This window comes from Labrys sp. (in: a-proteobacteria) (genome assembly GCF_047605565.1).
Lineage (GTDB): Bacteria > Pseudomonadota > Alphaproteobacteria > Rhizobiales > Labraceae > Labrys > Labrys neptuniae.
On sequence record NZ_JASGFM010000020.1, the window covers coordinates 1 to 19,201 of the forward strand.

14 protein-coding genes are annotated in these 19,201 nt (G+C 64.8%); 7 read left to right on the forward strand and 7 right to left on the reverse strand.

Annotation, left to right across the window (positions count from 1 at the left end; translation table 11 throughout):
* Both pepN and QM672_RS18130 read left to right on the forward strand, forming a co-directional pair.
* A partial coding sequence (gene pepN / locus QM672_RS18125; RefSeq protein WP_415084238.1) for an aminopeptidase N occupies positions 1-1,825 on the forward strand: 1,825 nt, incomplete at its 5' end.
* Positions 1,826-2,186: 361 nt separating this feature from the next.
* A complete protein-coding gene (locus QM672_RS18130) occupies positions 2,187-4,478 on the forward strand; it encodes a PAS domain-containing sensor histidine kinase (protein ID WP_415084240.1) in 2,292 nt (763 codons plus the stop codon).
* A gap of 45 nt (positions 4,479-4,523) precedes the next feature.
* Here QM672_RS18130 and QM672_RS18135 read toward each other — a convergent pair whose 3' ends face one another.
* The 6 genes from QM672_RS18135 to QM672_RS18160 form a co-directional block, all read right to left on the reverse strand.
* Positions 4,524-4,742: a hypothetical protein gene (locus tag QM672_RS18135; RefSeq protein ID WP_394310087.1), complete on the reverse strand. Its 219-nt coding sequence runs from the start codon at positions 4,740-4,742 to the stop codon at positions 4,524-4,526.
* On the reverse strand, positions 4,739-5,044 hold the full coding sequence (gene clpS, locus QM672_RS18140) for an ATP-dependent Clp protease adapter ClpS (RefSeq protein ID WP_311933349.1): 306 nt from the start codon (positions 5,042-5,044) through the stop codon (positions 4,739-4,741). Before clpS ends, QM672_RS18135 begins: the two co-directional genes overlap by 4 nt.
* 130 nt (positions 5,045-5,174) lie before the next feature.
* On the reverse strand, positions 5,175-8,072 hold the full coding sequence (locus QM672_RS18145) for a bifunctional [glutamine synthetase] adenylyltransferase/[glutamine synthetase]-adenylyl-L-tyrosine phosphorylase (RefSeq protein WP_415084243.1): 2,898 nt from the start codon (positions 8,070-8,072) through the stop codon (positions 5,175-5,177).
* 137 nt (positions 8,073-8,209) lie between these two features.
* Positions 8,210-9,658 carry an ATP-binding protein gene (locus QM672_RS18150; protein ID WP_367624045.1) on the reverse strand — a complete coding sequence of 483 codons (1,449 nt, stop codon included), beginning with the start codon at positions 9,656-9,658 and terminating at the stop codon, positions 8,210-8,212.
* Between the two features lie 72 nt (positions 9,659-9,730).
* Positions 9,731-10,411, reverse strand: coding sequence for a response regulator transcription factor (locus QM672_RS18155; protein ID WP_311933352.1), 681 nt, complete (start codon positions 10,409-10,411; stop codon positions 9,731-9,733).
* A 244-nt stretch (positions 10,412-10,655) separates the two neighbouring features.
* Positions 10,656-12,191 carry a Do family serine endopeptidase gene (locus tag QM672_RS18160; protein WP_367624046.1) on the reverse strand — a complete coding sequence of 512 codons (1,536 nt, stop codon included), beginning with the start codon at positions 12,189-12,191 and terminating at the stop codon, positions 10,656-10,658.
* Between the two features lie 370 nt (positions 12,192-12,561).
* Here QM672_RS18160 and QM672_RS18165 point away from each other — a divergent pair, with 370 nt between their 5' ends.
* The 5 genes from QM672_RS18165 (at position 12,562) to QM672_RS18185 (ending at position 18,630) form a co-directional block, all read left to right on the forward strand.
* Entirely contained in the window at positions 12,562-13,092 is a 531-nt protein-coding gene (locus tag QM672_RS18165; protein WP_415084246.1) for an RNA polymerase sigma factor, read from the forward strand.
* 36 nt (positions 13,093-13,128) lie between these two features.
* Positions 13,129-14,094, forward strand: a complete 966-nt coding sequence (locus QM672_RS18170) for a FecR family protein (RefSeq protein ID WP_415084248.1) — start codon at positions 13,129-13,131, stop codon at positions 14,092-14,094.
* Between the two features lie 181 nt (positions 14,095-14,275).
* Positions 14,276-16,966 (forward strand): TonB-dependent receptor domain-containing protein, encoded by a 2,691-nt coding sequence (locus QM672_RS18175; protein WP_415084250.1) that lies wholly within the window; start codon positions 14,276-14,278, stop codon positions 16,964-16,966.
* Between the two features lie 85 nt (positions 16,967-17,051).
* The gene (locus tag QM672_RS18180) at positions 17,052-17,939 is read left to right on the forward strand and encodes an energy transducer TonB (protein ID WP_311933357.1); all 888 of its coding nucleotides are present in this window, start codon (positions 17,052-17,054) and stop codon (positions 17,937-17,939) included.
* Positions 17,940-18,120: 181 nt separating this feature from the next.
* On the forward strand, positions 18,121-18,630 hold the full coding sequence (locus tag QM672_RS18185) for a Dps family protein (protein WP_068296793.1): 510 nt from the start codon (positions 18,121-18,123) through the stop codon (positions 18,628-18,630).
* A 110-nt stretch (positions 18,631-18,740) separates the two neighbouring features.
* Here QM672_RS18185 and QM672_RS18190 read toward each other — a convergent pair whose 3' ends face one another.
* Positions 18,741-19,199 (reverse strand): cytochrome c-type biogenesis protein CcmH, encoded by a 459-nt coding sequence (locus tag QM672_RS18190; RefSeq protein ID WP_311933358.1) that lies wholly within the window; start codon positions 19,197-19,199, stop codon positions 18,741-18,743.
* Between the last annotated feature and the right edge of the window lie 2 nt (positions 19,200-19,201).

A 19,201-nucleotide genomic window follows, 5' to 3' on the forward strand; every position in this document is an offset into this window, starting at 1 on the left:
GGGCGCCATGGAGAACAAGGGCCTCAACATCTTCAACGACAAATATGTGCTGGCCCTGCCCCAAACAGCCACCGACAGCGACTTCGCCGCCGTCGAGGCGATCATCGCGCATGAATATTTCCACAACTGGACCGGCAACCGCATCACCTGCCGCGACTGGTTCCAGCTCTGCCTGAAGGAGGGCCTGACGGTCTTCCGCGACCAGGAATTCTCCTCCGATCAGCGCTCGCGCCCCGTCAAGCGCATCAATGACGTCAAGCTCCTGCGCAGCCAGCAATTCTCCGAGGACGGCGGACCGCTCGCCCATCCCGTCCGTCCTGAAATCTACAACGAGATCAACAACTTCTACACCGCCACGGTCTATGAGAAGGGCGCAGAGGTCGTGCGCATGCTCAAGACCCTGATCGGCGACGAGGCTTTCGCCGCCGGCATGGATCTCTATTTCCAGCGCCATGACGGGGAAGCGGTCACCATCGAGGATTTCCTGACCTGCTTCGCTGAGGCAAGCCGGCGCGACCTCGGCCAGTTCATGCTCTGGTACAGGCAGTCGGGCACGCCGGAGATCCGCGCCGAGGGGCAGTGGGACGAAGAGGCCGGCACCTACCACCTCAGCCTGAAGCAGATCCTGCCGCCGACGCCGGGCCAGCCCAACAAGCAGCCCATGCTGTTCCCGATCCGCCTCGGCCTGGTCGGCGAGGACGGCGATCTTCCCGTCACGCTCGACGGCAAGCCTTTCGATGGTCTGGTGGCCCTGGCCGAATCCGAGCGCAATTACGTGTTCGGCAATGTACGCCATGCGCCCGTCCCCTCGCTGCTGCGTGGCTTCTCGGCACCGGTCAAGCTCACGGTCGCGCTTGACGAGGAAGCCCTGCTCACCCTGCTCAAGGCCGACAGCGACCCCTTCAATCGCTGGCAGGCCTCCCAGAGCTACGCGCTCAAGCTGCTGCTGCGCCTGGTCAAGGACCCGACGACGCCGGTCGACCCGCGTTTCATCGCGGCTGTCCGTGGCCTCCTTGCCGGGGGAGCCGCCGATCCCGCCTTCACCGCGCTTTCCCTCGCCTTGCCCAGCGAGACTGACATCGCCCGCGAGATCGGCAATGACGTCGATCCCCAGGCCGTCTACCAGGCCCGCTCGATCCTGCGGCGGACCTTGGCCCGGGACCTGCAGGCGGACTTGCTGCGGACCATCGAGAACATGACGGTGGCGGGCCCGTACTCGCCCCAGGCCGCCGATGCCGGGCGACGTTCCCTGCGCAACGGCGCACTCGACCTGGTCTGCGCTGGCGGCACGCCCCAAGCGCTGGATGCTGCCGCCGCGCAGTTCGACAAGGCCGACAACATGACCGATGAAATGGCAGCGCTGGCCACGCTGGCCCTGTCCGCTACGCCGGCCGGCGAACGGGCCTTGCACAATTTCCGCGAACGTTACGACAATGATCCACTGGTCATCGACAAATGGATGGGCGTGCAGGCGATGCTGCCGCTCGAGGCGACGCTGGATCGTGTCAAGGAACTCATGCATGACCCCGCCTTCTCCCTGCACAATCCCAACCGCGTCAGAGCCTTGATCGGCACCTTCTGTTCCGCCAACCAGACGCAGTTCAACCGCGCCGACGGCGAGGGTTATCGCTTCGTCGCCGATATCATCCTGGCGATCGACCCGAAGAACCCGCAACTGGCGGCCCGGCTGCTGGTCGCGTTCAAGACCTGGCGCTCGCTCGAACAAGGCAGGCGCACCTTGGCGGCGGCAACATTGCGCGACATCGCCAGGCGTCCGGGACTATCGCGCGACGTTGCTGACATCGCGCAAAGATCGCTTGCATGAAGCAGCCTTTGCAACTATGCGGTCGGCTCGGCGCCGGCTGACCGTTGCAATCGAGAGTACTGGTGCCTCTAGGGAAGCATTCATAGGCTGCATTCCAAGGAAAGCAGCCCCATGCCACCAGATCTTGTGGTGGTGAGTTTTCAGCTCCATACATGTAGCCAAAGCATCAAGATTTTGTCTTGAATCGGGCACGAATTCTTCGCTTTTCAGCCGCAAACGGACACAAATAATTAAAAAAGTGTTCACGGCGACTCTAGACAAATCACGTGAAGGTTGATTCTTATAGCTTTATCGATTCGGGGGCGGTGATGACCACCTGCCCTGTCGCAAATTCTCAGATAAGGCTTGGAAGGGCTAAGCAATGGCGCGTGCAAACGCGACACATGCGTCTTTGCGCGCGCCGGGCATCCGGGGCCTTGCCAAGACACTGGTCTGCCCAACCTATCGGCGACTGATCGGGCTTGAACCGATCCTGCGCAAGGCCGTGCCCTTGCTGATCATCGCCTTCCTTGCCGTCATCGCCCTCGCCTCCTTCATCCAGGCCCGGGACAGCCGCCAGCAAGCCATGCAGGATGCCGGCCGCAACCTCGATCTCATCGTCTCGGCCGCCGCGGCGCAACTGAGTGCGATCGTCGCCCAGAGCGGCCGCGTGCCGACCCGTGCCGCGATCACGGCGCCCGAGCACACCCTGCTTGCGGTGATCACGCCGCATGGCCGCCTGCTCAACGACAATGGCGACGTCGCCGGCCTGATCGGCGCGATCGGGGACCGCGTCAGCGGCCAGTTGACCGTCACGGTCGGCGGCACCGCCATGCTCGCCTCCATCGGCACCAGCGAGAGCCTGCGCATCGTCGCCGCCAGGCCGATCGACGATATCCTGGAAGGCTGGTACGCCCTGAGCGGCCGGCTGCTCGTCTTCACCACCACCACCGGCGGCGTGCTGCTGATCCTGGGCTTTGCCTATTATTGGCAGGCCTCCCGGGCCCGCCGGGCCGACGACATCTACAACAATGTGCGCAACCGGCTGGAAACCGCGCTCAGCCGTGGACGCTCGGGCCTGTGGGACTGGGATCTCGAAGCGGGGCGGGTGTTCTGGTCGGATTCGATGTTCCATCTGCTCGGCTACGAGCCGCAGGACGACCTTCTGGTCCACAGCGACATCGACCGGCTCATTCATATCGACGATGGCGGCTTGCGCACCCTTTCCGCCGAACTGCTGGCCAAGGATCCGCCACTCGCGATCGACCGGCGCTTCCGCATGCGCTGCGCCAATGGCGAATGGATCTATGTGCGCGTACGCGGCGAGCTGGTCTATGGCCCGCAGGGCAACAAGCGCCTGATCGGCATCGTCGTCGACGAAACCGAGGAGCGGCGCTTCGCCGAGCACACCAAGCGGGCGGACCTGCGCCTGCGCGACGCCGTCGAAACCATCTCGGAAGCCTTCGTCCTGTGGGACGCCGGCAATCGCCTGGTAATCTGCAATTCCAAGTTCCAGGCACTGCACAACCTGCCGGACGGCCTGGTACGTCCCGGCACCCATTACAGTGCTATCGTCGAGGCCGGCTCCCAGCCCGTGGTGCGCACCAACATGTCCGCCAACGCGCCGATCGAGCGGGGCGCGCGCACCTTCGAGGCCCAGCTCCAGGACGGTCGCTGGCTCACCATCAACGAGCGGCGCACCAAGGATGGCGGCTATGTCTCCGTCGGTACCGACATCACCTCGCTGAAGGAACAGCAGACCCGGCTGATGGACAGCGAGCGCAGCCTGATCGGCATGATCGCCGACCTCAAGCGCTCCCGCCAGGTACTCGAGCGCCAGACCCAGGAATTGGCCGAGCTGGCTGAGAAATATGCCGAGGAAAAGATCAAGGCCGAGTCCGCCAACCGGGCCAAGTCGGAATTCCTCGCCAATATGAGCCATGAGCTTCGCACCCCGCTCAACGCCATCATCGGCTTTTCCGAATTGATGGAGAACGGCACCTTCGGCGCGCTCGGCCAGCCGCGCTATGTCGGCTATTGCAAGGACATCAACGACAGCGGACGCTATCTCCTGAACTTCGTGGACGACATCCTCGAAATGTCGAAGATCGAGGCGGGCGAGGTCACGCTGCAGCGCGAACTCGTGGCGGTCGACCGACTGCTCGGCGACCTGCTGCGCTCGCTCCGGCCGGAGACGGACGCCAAGAAGCTCAGCCTCCACCCCTCCTGGAGCAATGGCGTGAACCTGCAGGCCGATCGCCGCGCCCTGCGCCTGATCATGAACAACCTTCTCTCCAACGCCATCAAGTTCACGCCGGAGGGCGGCAGGATCGGCGTTCGCATCCGCCGGCACGGCAGCCGGGTCGCCCTCTATGTCGAGGATTCAGGCATCGGCATTCCGGCGGAAGCAATCGGCAAGCTCGGTCGCCCCTTCGAGCAGGTCCAGACCCAGTTCACCAAGACGCACAAGGGCTCGGGCCTCGGCCTTTCCATCGCCAAATCCCTGGCGGAGCTGCATGGCGGCTCGATCCGCATCCGCTCCGCCGTGGGCGTCGGCACCGTCGTCATGGTGGTGCTGCCGGTCGAAGCCACGCGTTCGTCGGCTCAACCGACCACGCCGCTCCTGATGCGGCCCACGCCAAGACGCGCGGCATCGGCAGCGCTGTTGCACTGACACCGCCGCGCGATGGAACCTGCCGGCGTCGGCTTGGCGAGGGGATCAGGTTCGGCTCTTGCCTCCTTCATCGGCGCCACGCGCCCCATCCATCTGCTGCTGCAGCGCCGCCAGCCGCGCCTCCTGGGCCGCGATGCGGTCGGCCAGAAGATCCTCATTCGCGGCCCCGGAAGATGCCGCCGCCTGCTCCATCAACTGACGGATGTTTTCGCGGATGATCGCGATCTCGGCATCGTAGGACTGTGTCGTGCGGGGCGTGCTCATTCTTCCGGCTCCGTCGTGAACAACAGGGGATAGCCCTGGCTGCGCGCCATATCCGTCGCCCGGGTCGCCTTCGTCTCGGCAATGTCGCGCGCGAACACGGCCACCACGCAGACGCCTCTTTGATGGGCGGTAAGCATAACGCGGTAGGCCTGTGACTCGTTCATCCGGAATTCGGCCTTGAGCACCACCACCACGAACTCCCGGGGTGTGTAGTCGTCATTGACCAGGATGACCTTGTGCAGCTGCGGCCGCTGGGTCCTGGTTCTGGCCTTGGTGCGAGGGCGAAGGTCGGTGTCGCTCATTGGCAGAAAACTCCCAATGAAGCCTCCCGTCGGGAAGCGGTGATCGCAATCATTCTTCCACGTCCGAGCGGCAAAATCGAGCCCGCTCGAAGGGAGACCAGGGATGAACGGGCCGCATCGCCGCGCGGGCTTATTTCCCGCCGACGACCTGCTTGAAAATGTCCCGCACCTGCGCCTGCATCACGCCGATGACGGCGTTGAGTTCGTCGAAATCACTGCATTCGGCCACGCGGCTGAGCAGGATCTTGCCCGTCTCGGATGTCTTGTCGGGATCGAGATTACCGCCGACACAAAAACGGATCACCTGGGAGAGAGCGGTGTAGAGCCGCCAGGCCTCGATGAGGCGCCGATGCGCCGTCTTGGCCAGCACGCTGGCGTCCAGGGCCTTGTCGAGGGCACGGCCGGTATTGGCATCGAGCATGGCCGGATGGGTGGCCGCATGCAGGAGCTGCAGGGTCTGGGCGATGAATTCGATATCGACCAGGCCGCCCCGGGCATTCTTGAGGTCCCACGGCCCGCGCCCGCCCTTCTCGCTTTCGAGCAGGGCCCGCATTTCCGCGACGTCCTTGAGGATCTTGCGCGGCTCGCGCTCGACGGCGAGGATCCCGGCGATGGTCTCCTCGATCAGGCGACCGAACTCGGCGTCACCCGCGACGATGCGCGCTCGCGTCATCGCCATATGCTCCCAGGTCCAGGCTTCCTTGAGCTGGTATTCCCTGAACCCGTCGATATGGATGGCGACCGGCCCCTTCTGCCCGGAGGGGCGCAGCCGCATGTCGACGGAAAAGGCCGTTCCCTCTCCCGTGGGGGCCGAGAGGGCGGCGATCAGCCTCTGCGTCAGCCGGGCGAACCAGACGGACGGGGCGATCGCGCGGGGTCCATCAGTTTCAATGGCATCGGGATCATGGTCGTAGAGCACGATCAGGTCGAGGTCGGAGGAAGAGGTCAATTCCCCCCCGCCGAACTTGCCCATGGCAAGGATGCCGACGCGGGCACCGGGCGGGCTGCCATGGGCCTGCTTCAGTTCGGCGATGACGAGATCGAGCAAGGCCCTGACCACGGCCTGCGCCAGGGCGGTGATCTGCTCGCCGACCAGCAGGGGATCGAGTTCTCCGGAAAGCAGGCGGGCGCCGAGCACAAAAATGCGCTCGCGCACGAAAATGCGCACCAGGTCGAGTTTGTCCTCATAGCTCTCGCCCGTCGCGAGCGCACCGGCGAGGCGCGAATCGATCCAGGCCTGAGCATCACCACCCTCGGCACCATGGTCGAGCAGGCCGTCCAGCGCATGCGGGCGCCGCACCAGCACTTCGGCCAGGCGTGGCGCCACGCCGAGCACGCGCGCGAGCACCGAAAACAGCTTGGCGTTGTTGCGCAGGATCGAAAAGAGCTGGTAACCCGAGGGCATGCGGGCAAGCAGCCCGTCGAACACGAACAAGGCCTTGTCGGGACGCCCCTCCTTAGCCAACGCCTGCAGCAGAGCGGGCGTGAGTTCGGTGAGATCCTCGCGTGCCTTGGCCGAGCGCATGGCGGGGTAACGTCCGTGATGCCAGCCGCGGATCATCTCCGCCACCTGCGAAGGCGAGGCATAGCCCAGGCGCTCCAAGGTCTTCAGTGTCTCCGGATCGTTCTCCTTGCCGGTGAAGACCAAGCTGCCGACATCGCTGGCGAGCGGCGCCGAGGCCTCGAAAAGGCGGGCATAATGCTGCTGCACGGTCTCCAGGCGAGCGATCAGCGCCTTGGACAGGGCTTCCACATCGGCGTAGCCGGCAAAGCGGGCAAATTCCAGGAGTACCTGCTTCTCCGCCGGCAGGCTGTGGGTCTGCTCGTCCGCCATCATCTGGAGGCGATGCTCCAACCCGCGCAGGAAGTCGTAGGCCTCGGTCAATTGGTCACGCGCCTCCGGCGTGATCCAGCCGGCTTCCTGCAGGGCGGCGAGCATGGCGATGGTGCCGCGCCCGCGCAGGTCGGGATTGCGGCCACCGGCAATCAGCTGCTGGGTCTGCACGAAGAACTCGATCTCGCGGATGCCGCCGCGCCCGAGCTTGAGATTGTGCCCGGCAACGGCAATGGCTTCATGGCCCTTGTGGGCATGGATCTGCCGCTTCATGGCATGGACGTCGGCGATGGCGGCATAGTCGAGGTGCCGCCGCCAGATGAAGGGCACCAGCCCGGCCAGGAAACGCTCGCCCAGCGCGATGTCACCGGCGCAGGGTCGCGCCTTGATCATCGCCGCCCGTTCCCAGTTCTGCCCGACGCTTTCATAATAGCCATAGGCGGCAGGAAGCGAGATCGCGATCGCGGTGGCTCCCGGATCGGGCCGCAGACGCAGGTCGACCCGGAAGACATAGCCATCGGCCGTGCGCTCGGACAACAATTTGACCAGCCCCTGTGTCAGCCGCACGAAGAAAGGCGCCGGCTCCAGCCCGTCGCGCAAGGGCGCCGTTTCCGGATCGTAGAGGACGATCAGGTCGATATCGGATGAATAATTCAGTTCGAACGCGCCCTGCTTGCCCATCGCCAATGCCACCAGGCCGCAATCCCGGTCCGGATTTTCAGGATCGGACGGCAGGAAACGACCTGCGGCGGCGGCCTCCCGCAGCAGGAAACGCAAGGCCAGCGTCGCGCTTTCGTCGGCCACGCGCGTCAGGGCCGCCGTGACCTCGGCAAGCCGCCAGACGCAGCCGAGATCGGCAATGCCGATCAGCAAGGCTGCCTCCTGCTTGAGCAGGCGCAGGGCCCTCATGGCCTCGGCGATATCGGCCGCGGCGCTGCATTGAGCCTTGGCACGTGCGATCGCCTCTTCGAGCACCGCCCCTGGCGCTCCTGCCAGGATGCGCTCCAGGCGGGCGGAATCGGCTAGGGCCAGCCCCCACAGGAAGGGTGAGGCGGTGGCAAGCCCGGCCAGCACGGCATGGCCCTGCCCGCCCTCCAGCGCCGTTGCGACGGTCGGTTGGGCGGCCGGATCCAATACGTCCGTCAGATCGGCGAAGCGGGATTTGACACGACGTTTGTCTTCAATGGGAATCATGCCGCCGCCTCACCCTGCTTTCACGCTCTTCTTGTCGTTCCTTGGCGATAGCATTGGTTCAAACAATTCGCATGCGCAAATGGCTGACTTCGAATGCCGTCGCTACGACGTAGCATGCTCTCGAGCAAGTGTCCGGTTCAGGAGCGAACGCGCAAGCCCGGGCGGCGCAGGGCGAGCTTGGACGGCACCGGCTCCTCGGCGGGCTTGTCGGGCAATTCCAGCACCACACGTAGACCCGGCTGGTTGTCTTCCAAGCGGATTGTGCCGCCATGCAGCTTCACCATGGCGGAGACGAGCGCCAGGCCAAGGCCGGAGCCCGGGCGCGTGCGGCTCGATTCCAGCCGGACGAAGCGTTCCAGCACCCTCTGCCGGTCGGCCTGCGGAATGCCGGCGCCATGATCGGCCACGCTGAGAATGACGCGCCCGTCGCGTTTCTCGGCTGCAATCGTCACGTCGCCAGCCGGTCCGCCCTCCTCCTTGGGGCTGTATTTGAGGGCGTTGTCGATGAGATTGGCCAAAGCCTGGCTGACCAGCTCGCGGTTGCCGTGCAGCGCCAAGGGCGATTGCGCCGCCACCACGATCCTGGCACCGCTCTCCTCGGCAACGGGTTCGTAGAGCTCCGCCACTGCATGCACGGCCTCGGCGACATCGAACTCGCTGAGCGCCCCGTCGATACGGCCGCCTTCCGCCCGCGCGATCATCAGGAGAGCGTTGAAGGTGCCGATCAACCCGTCCGACTCCTCGATGGTGCGATCGAGCGCAGCGCGATAGGCATCCTCGTCCTTCGCCGTTCGCAACGCCTCCTCGGCGTGATTGCGCAGGCGCGTCAACGGGGTCTTGAGATCATGGGCGATGTTGTCGGAAACCTCCTTGAGGCCCGCCATCAGCTCCTGGATGCGATCCAGCATGGCATTGGTCGTCGAGGCCAGCCTGTCGAATTCGTCATCCGTGCCGGCGACCTTGAGGCGGCGGGTGAGGTCCCCGTCGATGATGGAGCGGCTGGTGGCATTGATGTCGTCGAGGCGATGCAGCACGCGCCGCGCCACGAACCAGCCGCCGGCCACGCCGAGCAACATGATCAAGCCGACCGACCACAGCGCCGCATTGAACATGATCGCACGCACGCGGCTCTGCTCGTCGAGATCGACGCCGACGAGGAGCTTGTAGCCATCCTGCAGGGCAAAAACCCGTACCAGCGCCGTGCGCGGACCGGCCTTGCCGCCATCGTCGCGACGATAGGGAATATTGCTGAGGCCTGGCTTGTCGAGGACGCCGTCGGGCAGTTCGCTGACATTGCCGACGAGCGCCTCCCCCTGCGGCGTGGTGAGCAGATAGAGCAGCGATCCCGGCCGGCGGGTGCGGGCCTCGATGGTCGAGGCCAGCAGCATCACGCCGCCCTGGGCATATTCGTCACTGAGGCTGTTGATCTCGGCATTGATGGAATTGCTGATCTGCGAGCCGAGGAGGCGCTGGGCATTCCAGAAGAAATAGCCCAGCAGCGAAGCCGCGAACAGCGTGAACACCAGCAGATAGGCGGCCATCAGCTTGAAGGCCGTGGTTCGGATGAGTTTCCGCAGTCCGGTCACAGCCAGTCTTTCCGATTCCGCCCCCGACGCAGTGCTCCTCATCTTCACGCGGTGGAATCCTGCCGGGATGGCTTATTTCGCACTGTCGCGGATCATGTAGCCCGCCCCGCGAATGGTGTGCAGCAGCGGCTTCTCGAAGCCCTTGTCGAGCTTGGAGCGCAGGCGCGAGACATGGACGTCGATGACATTGGTGCCGGGATCGAAATGATAGTCCCAGACATGCTCGAGCAGCATGGTGCGCGTCACCACCTGGCCGGCATTCTTCATGAGATATTCGAGCAGCCGGAATTCGCGCGGCTGAAGGTCGATCTCTTCCCCGGCCCGCTTGACCACATGGGACAGGCGGTCGAGTTCGAGATCCCCGACCCGATAGACCGTTTCCTCGCCCTTGCCGGGACGCCGGCGCGACAGGACCTCGACCCGAGCCAGGAGCTCGGAGAAGGCATAGGGCTTGGGCAGATAGTCGTCGCCCCCGGCGCGCAGGCCCTTGACCCTGTCATCGACCTCGCCCAGTGCGGACAGGATCAGGGCTGGCGTCTGCGTGCCTTCGAGGCGCAGGCGGGAGATCATCGAAAGGCCATCGAGTTTGGGCAGCATGCGATCGACGATCAGCACGTCATAGGGACCGTCCTTGGCCATGGCATAGCCGCTCAAGCCATCGGCAGCATGGTCGGCAACATGTCCCGCTTCCGAGAAGGCCTTGACCAGGTAGGCGGCTGCGTCGCGGTCGTCCTCGACGATCAGAATACGCATTTTGGTTTCAGACTCATTCAGATTTCGAGTTGAAGGCGTCTGAGACGAGCTTTGCCACATTTCGAGGTCACCTCATAGGGGCGCAATGATCCGCGCCCGCAGCATTCACACGGTGTTTTCAAGAATGCACCCCCCATCCCGATCTGCTCCGACCAGAGCGAACGGGGTGGGGGGACATGGATTCGAGCCAAGGTGCCGTCACGGCCGCCCGTGACGGGCAGCCGCATCGGCGTCTCAGCTCGGATCAGGCCTTGCCGATCGGCAGGGCGACGAAGTGCAGGCCGTCATTGTTCTTCACGCGCAGCAGCACGGTGCGCTTGGAGTCGGCCTTGGCGCTCGAAAGGATCTCGCGAACCTCGCGCACATTGCTCACCGGCTTGCCGGCAATGTCGAGGATGACGTCGCCCGGGCGCAGCGATTCGGCGGCGGGGCTGCCCGGATCGACATCGGTCACGACCACACCGGCCTTGCCGGCACCGGCAACGGCAGCAGCCGGCGCCAGTTCGACGCCCAGGCTGGCGAGCGAGCTCTTGCCGCCGGTGTCGTCATCCTGCTGCGAGCGCGCATCGGCCAGCTGCTTGTCGCCCGGCAGTTTGCTGGTCTCGACCTTGACGCTCTGCTCCTTGCCGTCGCGCCAGACGGTCAGGTCGGCGGTCTCGCCGGGCTTCACATCGGCGATGGCACGGGCAAGCTCGCGGGAATCGCCGACTTCCTTGCCGTTGACGGCGGTGATGGCATCACCCGACTGCAGGCCGGCCTTGGCGGCAGGACCGTTCTTGGTGACGTCGGCGATCAGGGCACCCGAAGCCTTCTTCAGGCCGATGGAGTCGGCGATATCCTGGGTGACCGGCTGGATCTGCACGCCGATATAGCCACGCGTCACCTGGCCATCGGCCTTGAGCTGCGAGACCACGCGCGAAACCGTCTCGGCGGGAATGGCAAAGCCGATGCCGATCGAGCCACCGGACGGCGAGTAGATCGCCGTGTTCACGCCGATGACGCGGCCGGAGAGGTCGAAGGTCGGCCCGCCCGAATTGCCGCGATTGACCGGAGCGTCGATCTGCAGGAAGTCGTTATAGGTCGAGTTGTTGAGATCGCGGCCACGCGCCGACACGATGCCCGCCGTCACGGTACCGCCCAGGCCGTAGGGATTGCCGACAGCCAGGACCCAATCGCCCACGCGCGGTTCGTTCTGCAGTTCGAGTTCGACAAAGGGGAACTTGCCCGCATCGTCCTGGACCTTCAGCAAGGCGAGGTCGGTCTTCGGATCGACGCCGATCACCTTGGCCGTATAGGTCTTGCCGCCATCGGTGACGACATCGACTTCCTTGGCATGGTCGACGACATGGTTGTTGGTCACGACATAGCCGTCAGCCGAGATGAAGAAACCGGAGCCCAGCGCCATGCCGAACTGCTTGCGAGGCCGGCCGGGCTGCATGTTGCCGCCACCGGGCCCGTTGAAGAAGAACTCGAACGGATTGGCCGGCGCACCGTCATTGTCGTCGTCGGAAGCGCTGGCATTGGTTTCGGTCTTGACCTTGATGGAAACCACTGCCGGCCGCACCTTCTGCACGATATCGGCAAAGCCCGGCTGCGCGACGCCAGATTGAACGGCTTGGCTCTGGGTCTGCGCGAAAGCGGGCGTGACGGATGGCATGACCACGAAGTTGCCGGCAACCGCGCCGGCGACGCCAAGGCCGAACACGGCAGCCATCAGGCGCGTGCGGCGGCGGGCGAGGATACCGGCCTTCGGCTTCATGTCATGATCGGATGAATTCATCGTGATAGGCTCCATAATGACACGGCCTTCCGTAGGGATAGACCGGTCGCCTTTGCTTCAGCGCCCCCATTCAGCGCCGTTGCCGGTGACAATGCCCTGACCAACATTACGGCTCTTTTTCCGCCGGATTACTCTTTAGTAAGACGCAGTTTTTCCCGCTCGAGAGCATGTCCCACCGGCTGGATGCCGGCCCCTCTCGCACTATAACCGCACATCCCACCGGACGGCACCGGTTTTCCGCGCCCCTTAGAATCCATCTAAACTATTGATGTTGCAGGGAAATTATTGATGGGATATCAGGTCCTGCATTGAGTTGACGCGCATCGCCCTCCCGAAGCGCGACTTCGTTTCCATTTCCGATGCCACGCCGATGACGACGTTCACCACGACCGATGCCCGTGACGACCTGATGTCGCTCTATCTGCGCCAATGGAAGACGCTGCGCAGCCTGCTGCGCAAACGCAGTGGCTCGCACGATCTCGCGGAGGAGGCCGTCCAGGAAACCTGGCTTCGGCTGGCGGACATGAAGGGAACGCGAGGCCCCATTCAGGACCAGCAGGCTTTCCTGCTACGCATCGCCGGCAACATCGCCATCGATCTCGCCCGCAAGGATCGTCGGCATTCGGCCCGTTGCCTCAGCGACGAAGCCATTCTCCAGGCGGTCGCCGACAGCGCACCGTCACCAGAGACGATCACGATCGATTGCGACCAATTGCGTTTCCTGGCCATCGGCCTGGCCAAACTCGCAGCCAAGCCACGCACGGCCTTGTTGCTGAATCGCTGCGACGGCCTTTCCCATCGGGACATCGCAAAGCGACTCGGCGTTTCCGAAAGCATGGTGGCACGCTACCTCGCCCAGGCGCTACGACATTGCCGCGACCATTTCCGCGCCATCGCCTGACCTCTCGGCCGAGCGCGTATAGATTGCCGGGAGCGGATGGTGACGAGAACGCCGACCAGACAGACGGAACCAGGCCAAGAGAGGCAGCAGGCCGATCTCGCACTCAGCGACGCGGCCATCGACTGGCTGGTCAGGCTCCATTCCGGCCAGGCTGGCAAAGCCGACCATGAGGCTTTCGCGGCCTGGCGCAGGCAGAGCCGCGAACATGAACTGGCTGCCCGCGAGGCCGAGACGATCTGGCATGGCATCGGCCTTGCCGGAGACAAGGTCCAGCGCAATGCTCGCGCCAAATTGACGAGACGGGCCGTGCTTGGCGGGGTGGCGATCGGCGGATTGGCCGTCGCCGGCTCCAGCCTTCTGCGCCCGCATCTGTTCGCCGACCACAGCACCGGTGCGGGAGAGCGCGCGACGATAACCCTGCCGGACGGCTCCACCGCCCTTCTCAACGGCGACACCGCGCTGAACGTCTCCTTCGATGCCGCCCAGCGGCACCTGGAACTGCTCGCGGGCCAGGCGCTGTTTCAGGTCAGGCCGGACACCGGACGGCCCTTCGTGGTGGCGGCCGATGGCGGCCTTGCCCGGGCCGTGGGCACGGTGTTCGACGTCGACATCCGTTCGCAGGAAGTGGTCGTTACCGTGGTGGAGGGACAAGTGGACGTGACGGCTGGCGCCCAACCCGGCACAGGCGTGCTCGCGGCAGCCGATCAGCGAGTGCGCTATGGAACAGGCCGGCAGCCCTCCGCAGCCGAACCCGTCGATGCCGAATCCGAGACAGCCTGGCGCAGGGGCAAGCTCATCTTCAACCAGAGGCCGCTGAGCGATGTCGTGGTCGAAATCGAGCGTCAGCGCCGCGGCAGGATCGTGATCACCAGCGCCCGCCTGCAGTCGCTGGAAGTGACCGGGGTGTTCGAGCTTGCCGACCCGGAATCCGTGCTCTCCACCATTGAGGCGACGCTCCCCGTCAAGGTGACGCGGCTGCCCTTCGTCACCATCCTGCACTGAAGTCGCCGCCCGTCGAGCGCTTGCGACATGGTTCCGCGCCCCGCTTCCGGGAGCACTCCGAAATTTTTCTGCCGGCGCGGTGCAAGATCGCCGGGTTCGTTTCGTCCTGGAGATATGGGGGTCTGGCAGATGTTTTCAGGAAACGCCTGCCCTCCCCCCTTTGGTCAGCGGGGCGGGATTGATGGACGGCAGAAGATCGGGACATAACAAGGGGTGCGGCTTTGGCGGCCTCACCAGGATCGCACTTTTGGGGTCGGTATCGATCGGCATGGTGCTGGCGTCGGCATGGTGCGGCGGCACCGCCTATGCGCAAACGTCACAGCAGGGCAGTATTCGCCTCGACATCCGCCAGCAGGACCTGGGCCCGGCGCTCACTCGCTTTGCCGATCAAGCCGGGTTGCGGTTGCTGTTCGCCTCGTCCCTGGTCGCCAACCGGACCAGCCCTGCCCTATCAGGCAGTTACACCCGCGAACAGGCGCTTTCGCGCCTTCTCGCGGGCACAGGCCTCTCCTACAGCTTCACCAGCGCCAACACCGTGACCATCAGCGGGCGTGCTGCCGGCACGGCGGCCCCGCTTGCCGATGACGGCTCGCTGGTCCTCGACGTCATCACCGTGACGGCCGGCCAGGGCAGCAATCAGCAGGAGGCCCCTTATGAGACGCCGGCACCCACCGCCTACATTTCGGAAAAGGCCATCGAGCGCTTCCGGGGATCGAGCCCGGCCGACATCTTCCGGGGCACGCCGGGCGTGACATCGGGCGAAGCGCGCAACGGTGCCGGTGCCATCGACGTCAACATCCGCGGCATGCAGGGCATGGGCCGCGTCGCGGTGACGGTCGACGGAGCCGAGAATGCCGTGACCGTCTACCAGGGCTATCAGGGCACGTCCAACCGCACCTTCGTGGACCCGGACCTGCTCGGCGGCATCGACATCACCAAGGGATCGGACGTCACCTCCAACGGCATTGCCGGCACCGTCGCCATGCGCACGCTCGATGCCGCCGACATCGTGCAGGACGGCAAGAATTACGGCGTGCGGGTCCGTGGCGGTTTCGGCACCAATACCTCTTCGCCGAAAGCCGGCGCGGTGGCCGGCTACCAGTGGCCCTACGCCTCCTGGGCCTCCCCGGTGGCCACGCCCTCGCCGACCGGCATGGACCGGCCGGCCCTCCTGTCGCCGACGAGCGGCTCGGGCAGCGTCGTGGCTGCGGTGAAGGAGGAGAATTTCGACCTGATCGCCGGCTACGCCTATCGCAAGCAGGGCAATTATCATGCGGGAACGAACGGGCCTTCCGCCTATCCCATCCATCTGGGGCCACGCCGCGTCTGCTCCACGCCCACCTACTGCCAGAACTACACGGACTATATCGACAATGGCGGCATCGCCAATTATCGCGCCGGCGAGGAAGTGCTGAACACCCAGCTGGAGACGCAATCCTGGATCGCCAAGGGAACGGTGCGCTTCGGCGACGGCCACAGCGTGCAGCTCGGCTATAACGGCTTTCGCAGCGAGGCCGGCGACCTTCTCGCCTCCCGGCTCACCAATGACCGGGGCCAGGCGGTCCAGCAGGCACAGACCACAGGAACCTCGGTGGACAGCGTCACGCTGCGCTACCGCTGGAAACCTGAGGACAACGACCTCATCAACCTCAAGACCAATCTGTGGTGGAGCAAGCTGGAGATGCGCAATCCGCTGCGCGCCGGCTACAGGCCGCCCAAGCCGGGGGACTTCCGCTCCGGTTCCGACACGGACATGTGGGGTGCCGAGATCACCAACACCTCCAAATTCCAGCTGGCCTATGGTTCGGCCGACCTGACCTATGGCCTGTCCTATCGGGGCGAGGACACTCGCCCGAGCCGCGGCACCAAGGAGGCCGAAACCTGGCTGGACCTGCGCGACGGCATCCGCCATGAAGCCGCCGGTTTCGCCAAGGCCGCCTGGCGGCCCGTCGACTGGCTCACCCTCAACGGGGGGCTGCGCTACCAGTATTTCTGGTCCGAGGACCGCAATGCCCCCGAACTGGTGCGCCCCGACTACACCTACGACACCAGGCTGGCCAAGGGCGGCATCGGCCCCTCGATCGGCGTGACGGTCGAGCCTTTCGACGGCACCCAGTTCTACGTCAACTATTCCAATGCGATGCGGCTGCCCAGCATCATGGAATCGGTCTCGGCCTTCACCATGAACGTCAACTCGCATCTGAAGCCCGAGCGTTCCAGCAATTGGGAAATCGGCACCAATCTGCGCCGGGAGGGCCTGCTGTCGGCGAATGACAGGGGCATGCTGAAGCTGGGCTATTTCGACTGGACAGTCGACGACTACATCGCCCGCCAATGGTACACCTTCCCCAATGGCGTGTCGGGCATGCGCATCTTCAACATCGACCGCGCCCATTTTTCCGGCCTGGAACTGTCCGGACGCTATGAGCTCGGCGGCTTCACGGCGGACCTTGCGGCCAACTACTACACCAATGTCGAATTCTGCCGTACCGCCGGGACCTGCGAGAACAAGTCGCTCTATGCCGACTATTCGACCAACCATATTCCGCCCCGCTATTCGCTGGCGCTCACGCTGTCCCAGAAATTGATGGACGATGCGCTCACCGTGGGCGGGCGGATTTCCCATGTCGGCGCGCGCGCCATCGGCCATGGCGACGTGACGGCGCAGGGTGCGTCCCAGTTCATCGCCCTGGTCGACTGGAAACGGCACACGTTGGTGGACGTCTTCGCCGAATACAAGTTCAGCAAGAACCTCACGGGCAGCGTCCGCGTCGAGAACCTGACCGACCAATATTACGTCGACCCCCTGAGCCTGGTGCAGCAACCGGGCCCGGGGCGCACCTTCTACGCCTCGCTGACCGCCACATTCTGACGGCGCCGATGAACACGCTGCGCGAGGCCAGCTATCCCACGATAGCCCCGGTCGGGCTGGAGTGCGTACCGGAAGGCGCCCCATCGTGACCGATTGGCAAACCGTCTCAGGCTCCAGGAGCCGCCTCGCGGATCTGGCTCTCTGGGCCGGTTCGGGTCTTGTCGTGCTCAGCCTGCACCTTGGGGTTGCCATCTGGTGTCTGTGGCCGTCGCCGGCGGCGCCTTCCGCCGATGCTCCGCCGCCGGCGATCATGATCGAGCTCGCGCCGACCCCGGAGGCGATGCAGACCCAGACCAACGAGATTTCTCCCGACCTGCAGGCGGCGGAACCCCAGGCGGCCAGCGAAGCAGCCCCGGCGCCCGAGGAACCCGTGCCCGCCGACCCCATCGAGGAGGTCCAGGCTCCGGAGCCGGTAACGGAGGCGGCCAAGCCGCAACCAATAATGGAAACGCCGCAGACGCAGGTCACACAAGCCGAAGTACAGCTCCCCCAGCAGCGGCCCATCAAGGTGAAGGCGAGGCAGCAGACGGCTCTCCGGCCAGAGCCAAAAAAGCCGCCCAAGCAAAAGCCAGCCAAGCCACGCCCTCAGCACGCCCAGGAGGCTTCGAAGGCGGCCGTCGTGGCACAGGTCCAGGCCAGTCAGTCGAGCCGCAACGCGGCCCGGCAAACCAGCTCCGGCCAGCTGTCCGGCCAGGCGCCGGCGGAGTGGCGCTCGCAGTTGATGGCGCATCTCGAACGGCGCAAGCGTTATCCAGCCGGCGCCCGTTCGCGCGGTGAACGCGGTATTGCCTATGTCCGCTTCCGGATCGACGATGAGGGCAACGTGCTGGCAGCCTCGCTCGCCCGCTCCTCGGGTTCTGTCGAACTCGATCAGGAGGTACTGTCCCTGGTCCGGAGGGCATCGCCCGTTCCCGCGCCGCCGGCTGGCGTCAGCCGGACCATCACCGCGCCGGTTCGGTTTGATTCAAGATGAGATCGGTGCACGAGCAACCAGGCAAAGCAGACAGGGCCATGGCGGCCCGACGATTGTCCAAGCTCGATCCGCGATGAACCTTGCTGGCCGAGCGATGTTCTATGAAGGCTGCCTCTCTGTCATGGTTCCGCTTTGGCTGGAGAGGAGCGCCACCGACCTGATAGCAAAAGGAAACGACTTGATGGCCAAGGACAAGGCGAAGGCATTGAAGACGGCGGATCTGCGGGTCCCCACCGATCTGGGTTCCAATGCGACAAAGGATCTGTCAGGCGCACTCACGACGCTGCTTGCCGACGTGTTCACCCTTTATCTGAAGACCAAGAATTTCCACTGGCACGTCTCCGGCCCGCATTTTCGCGACTATCATCTGCTGCTGGACGAGCAGGCCGATCAGATCTTCGCCATGACCGACGCCATCGCGGAGAGGGTCCGCAAGATCGGCGGCACCACACTGCGCTCGGCTGGCCATATCGGGCGGCTGCAGCGCCTGTCGGACAATGATGCCGATTTCGTCACGCCCGGCGACATGCTCGCCGAGTTGCTCGACGACAACAAGCGCCTGGTCGGCTTCCTGCGCGAGACCCACGATCTGTGCGACGAACACCGCGATGTCGCGACCGCCAGCCTGATCGAAAACTGGATCGACGAAACCGAACGCCGGGCCTGGTTCCTGTTCGAGACCGGCCGATAGCAAAGCTCTTCAGCACCGCGAGCTCGGCAGCCGGGGCGATCCGATGCTGCAGGCTATTGTTGTCGCATCGCTTTTGCCGAAAATCAGCGTCCGCTTTTCGGCACGATGCTCTAGCCTTCCCGCTTGAGGATATCGTCGACCCTGGCCTGCTCATCCGAACTGAGCGGTGCAGGAGCGGCGGCGTGCCGCCGCCGCGTCGACAGGAAGATGGCGATGCCGCCCAGCAACAGCAATGCGGGCGGTCCCGACCACAAAGCGAGCGTTCGCCATTCCAGAGGCGGCTTCAAGAGGATGAAATCGCCATAGCGGGCAACCAGGAAGTCCTTGACTTCAGCGTCGCTGTCGCCGGCCTTCAAGCGTTCGCGCACGAGGATGCGCAGATCCTTGGCGAGCGAGGCATTCGAATCGTCGATCGACTCGTTTTGGCAGACCATGCAGCGCAGCTGCGCCGACAGCGCGCGGGCGCGTGCCTCGAGGGCCGGGTCGGGCAAGACCTCGTCCGGCTGCACGGCCAGGGCCGGCAGCACCATGAGGCCGAAAAGGCAGGCGAGGATGAAACGCTTCACCATCG

What these genes read in the sequence shown, in the direction of transcription:
- QM672_RS18130 (WP_415084240.1), top strand. Translation starts at nt 2,187, where the DNA reads ATGGCGCGTGCAAACGCGACACATGCGTCTTTGCGCGCGCCGGGCATC.
- QM672_RS18135 (WP_394310087.1), bottom strand. Translation starts at nt 4,742, where the DNA reads ATGAGCACGCCCCGCACGACACAGTCCTACGATGCCGAGATCGCGATC.
- clpS (WP_311933349.1), bottom strand. Translation starts at nt 5,044, where the DNA reads ATGAGCGACACCGACCTTCGCCCTCGCACCAAGGCCAGAACCAGGACC.
- QM672_RS18145 (WP_415084243.1), bottom strand. Translation starts at nt 8,072, where the DNA reads ATGATTCCCATTGAAGACAAACGTCGTGTCAAATCCCGCTTCGCCGAT.
- QM672_RS18155 (WP_311933352.1), bottom strand. Translation starts at nt 10,411, where the DNA reads ATGCGTATTCTGATCGTCGAGGACGACCGCGACGCAGCCGCCTACCTG.
- QM672_RS18160 (WP_367624046.1), bottom strand. Translation starts at nt 12,191, where the DNA reads ATGAATTCATCCGATCATGACATGAAGCCGAAGGCCGGTATCCTCGCC.
- QM672_RS18165 (WP_415084246.1), top strand. Translation starts at nt 12,562, where the DNA reads ATGACGACGTTCACCACGACCGATGCCCGTGACGACCTGATGTCGCTC.
- QM672_RS18170 (WP_415084248.1), top strand. Translation starts at nt 13,129, where the DNA reads ATGGTGACGAGAACGCCGACCAGACAGACGGAACCAGGCCAAGAGAGG.
- QM672_RS18175 (WP_415084250.1), top strand. Translation starts at nt 14,276, where the DNA reads ATGGACGGCAGAAGATCGGGACATAACAAGGGGTGCGGCTTTGGCGGC.
- QM672_RS18185 (WP_068296793.1), top strand. Translation starts at nt 18,121, where the DNA reads ATGGCCAAGGACAAGGCGAAGGCATTGAAGACGGCGGATCTGCGGGTC.
- QM672_RS18190 (WP_311933358.1), bottom strand. Translation starts at nt 19,199, where the DNA reads ATGGTGAAGCGTTTCATCCTCGCCTGCCTTTTCGGCCTCATGGTGCTG.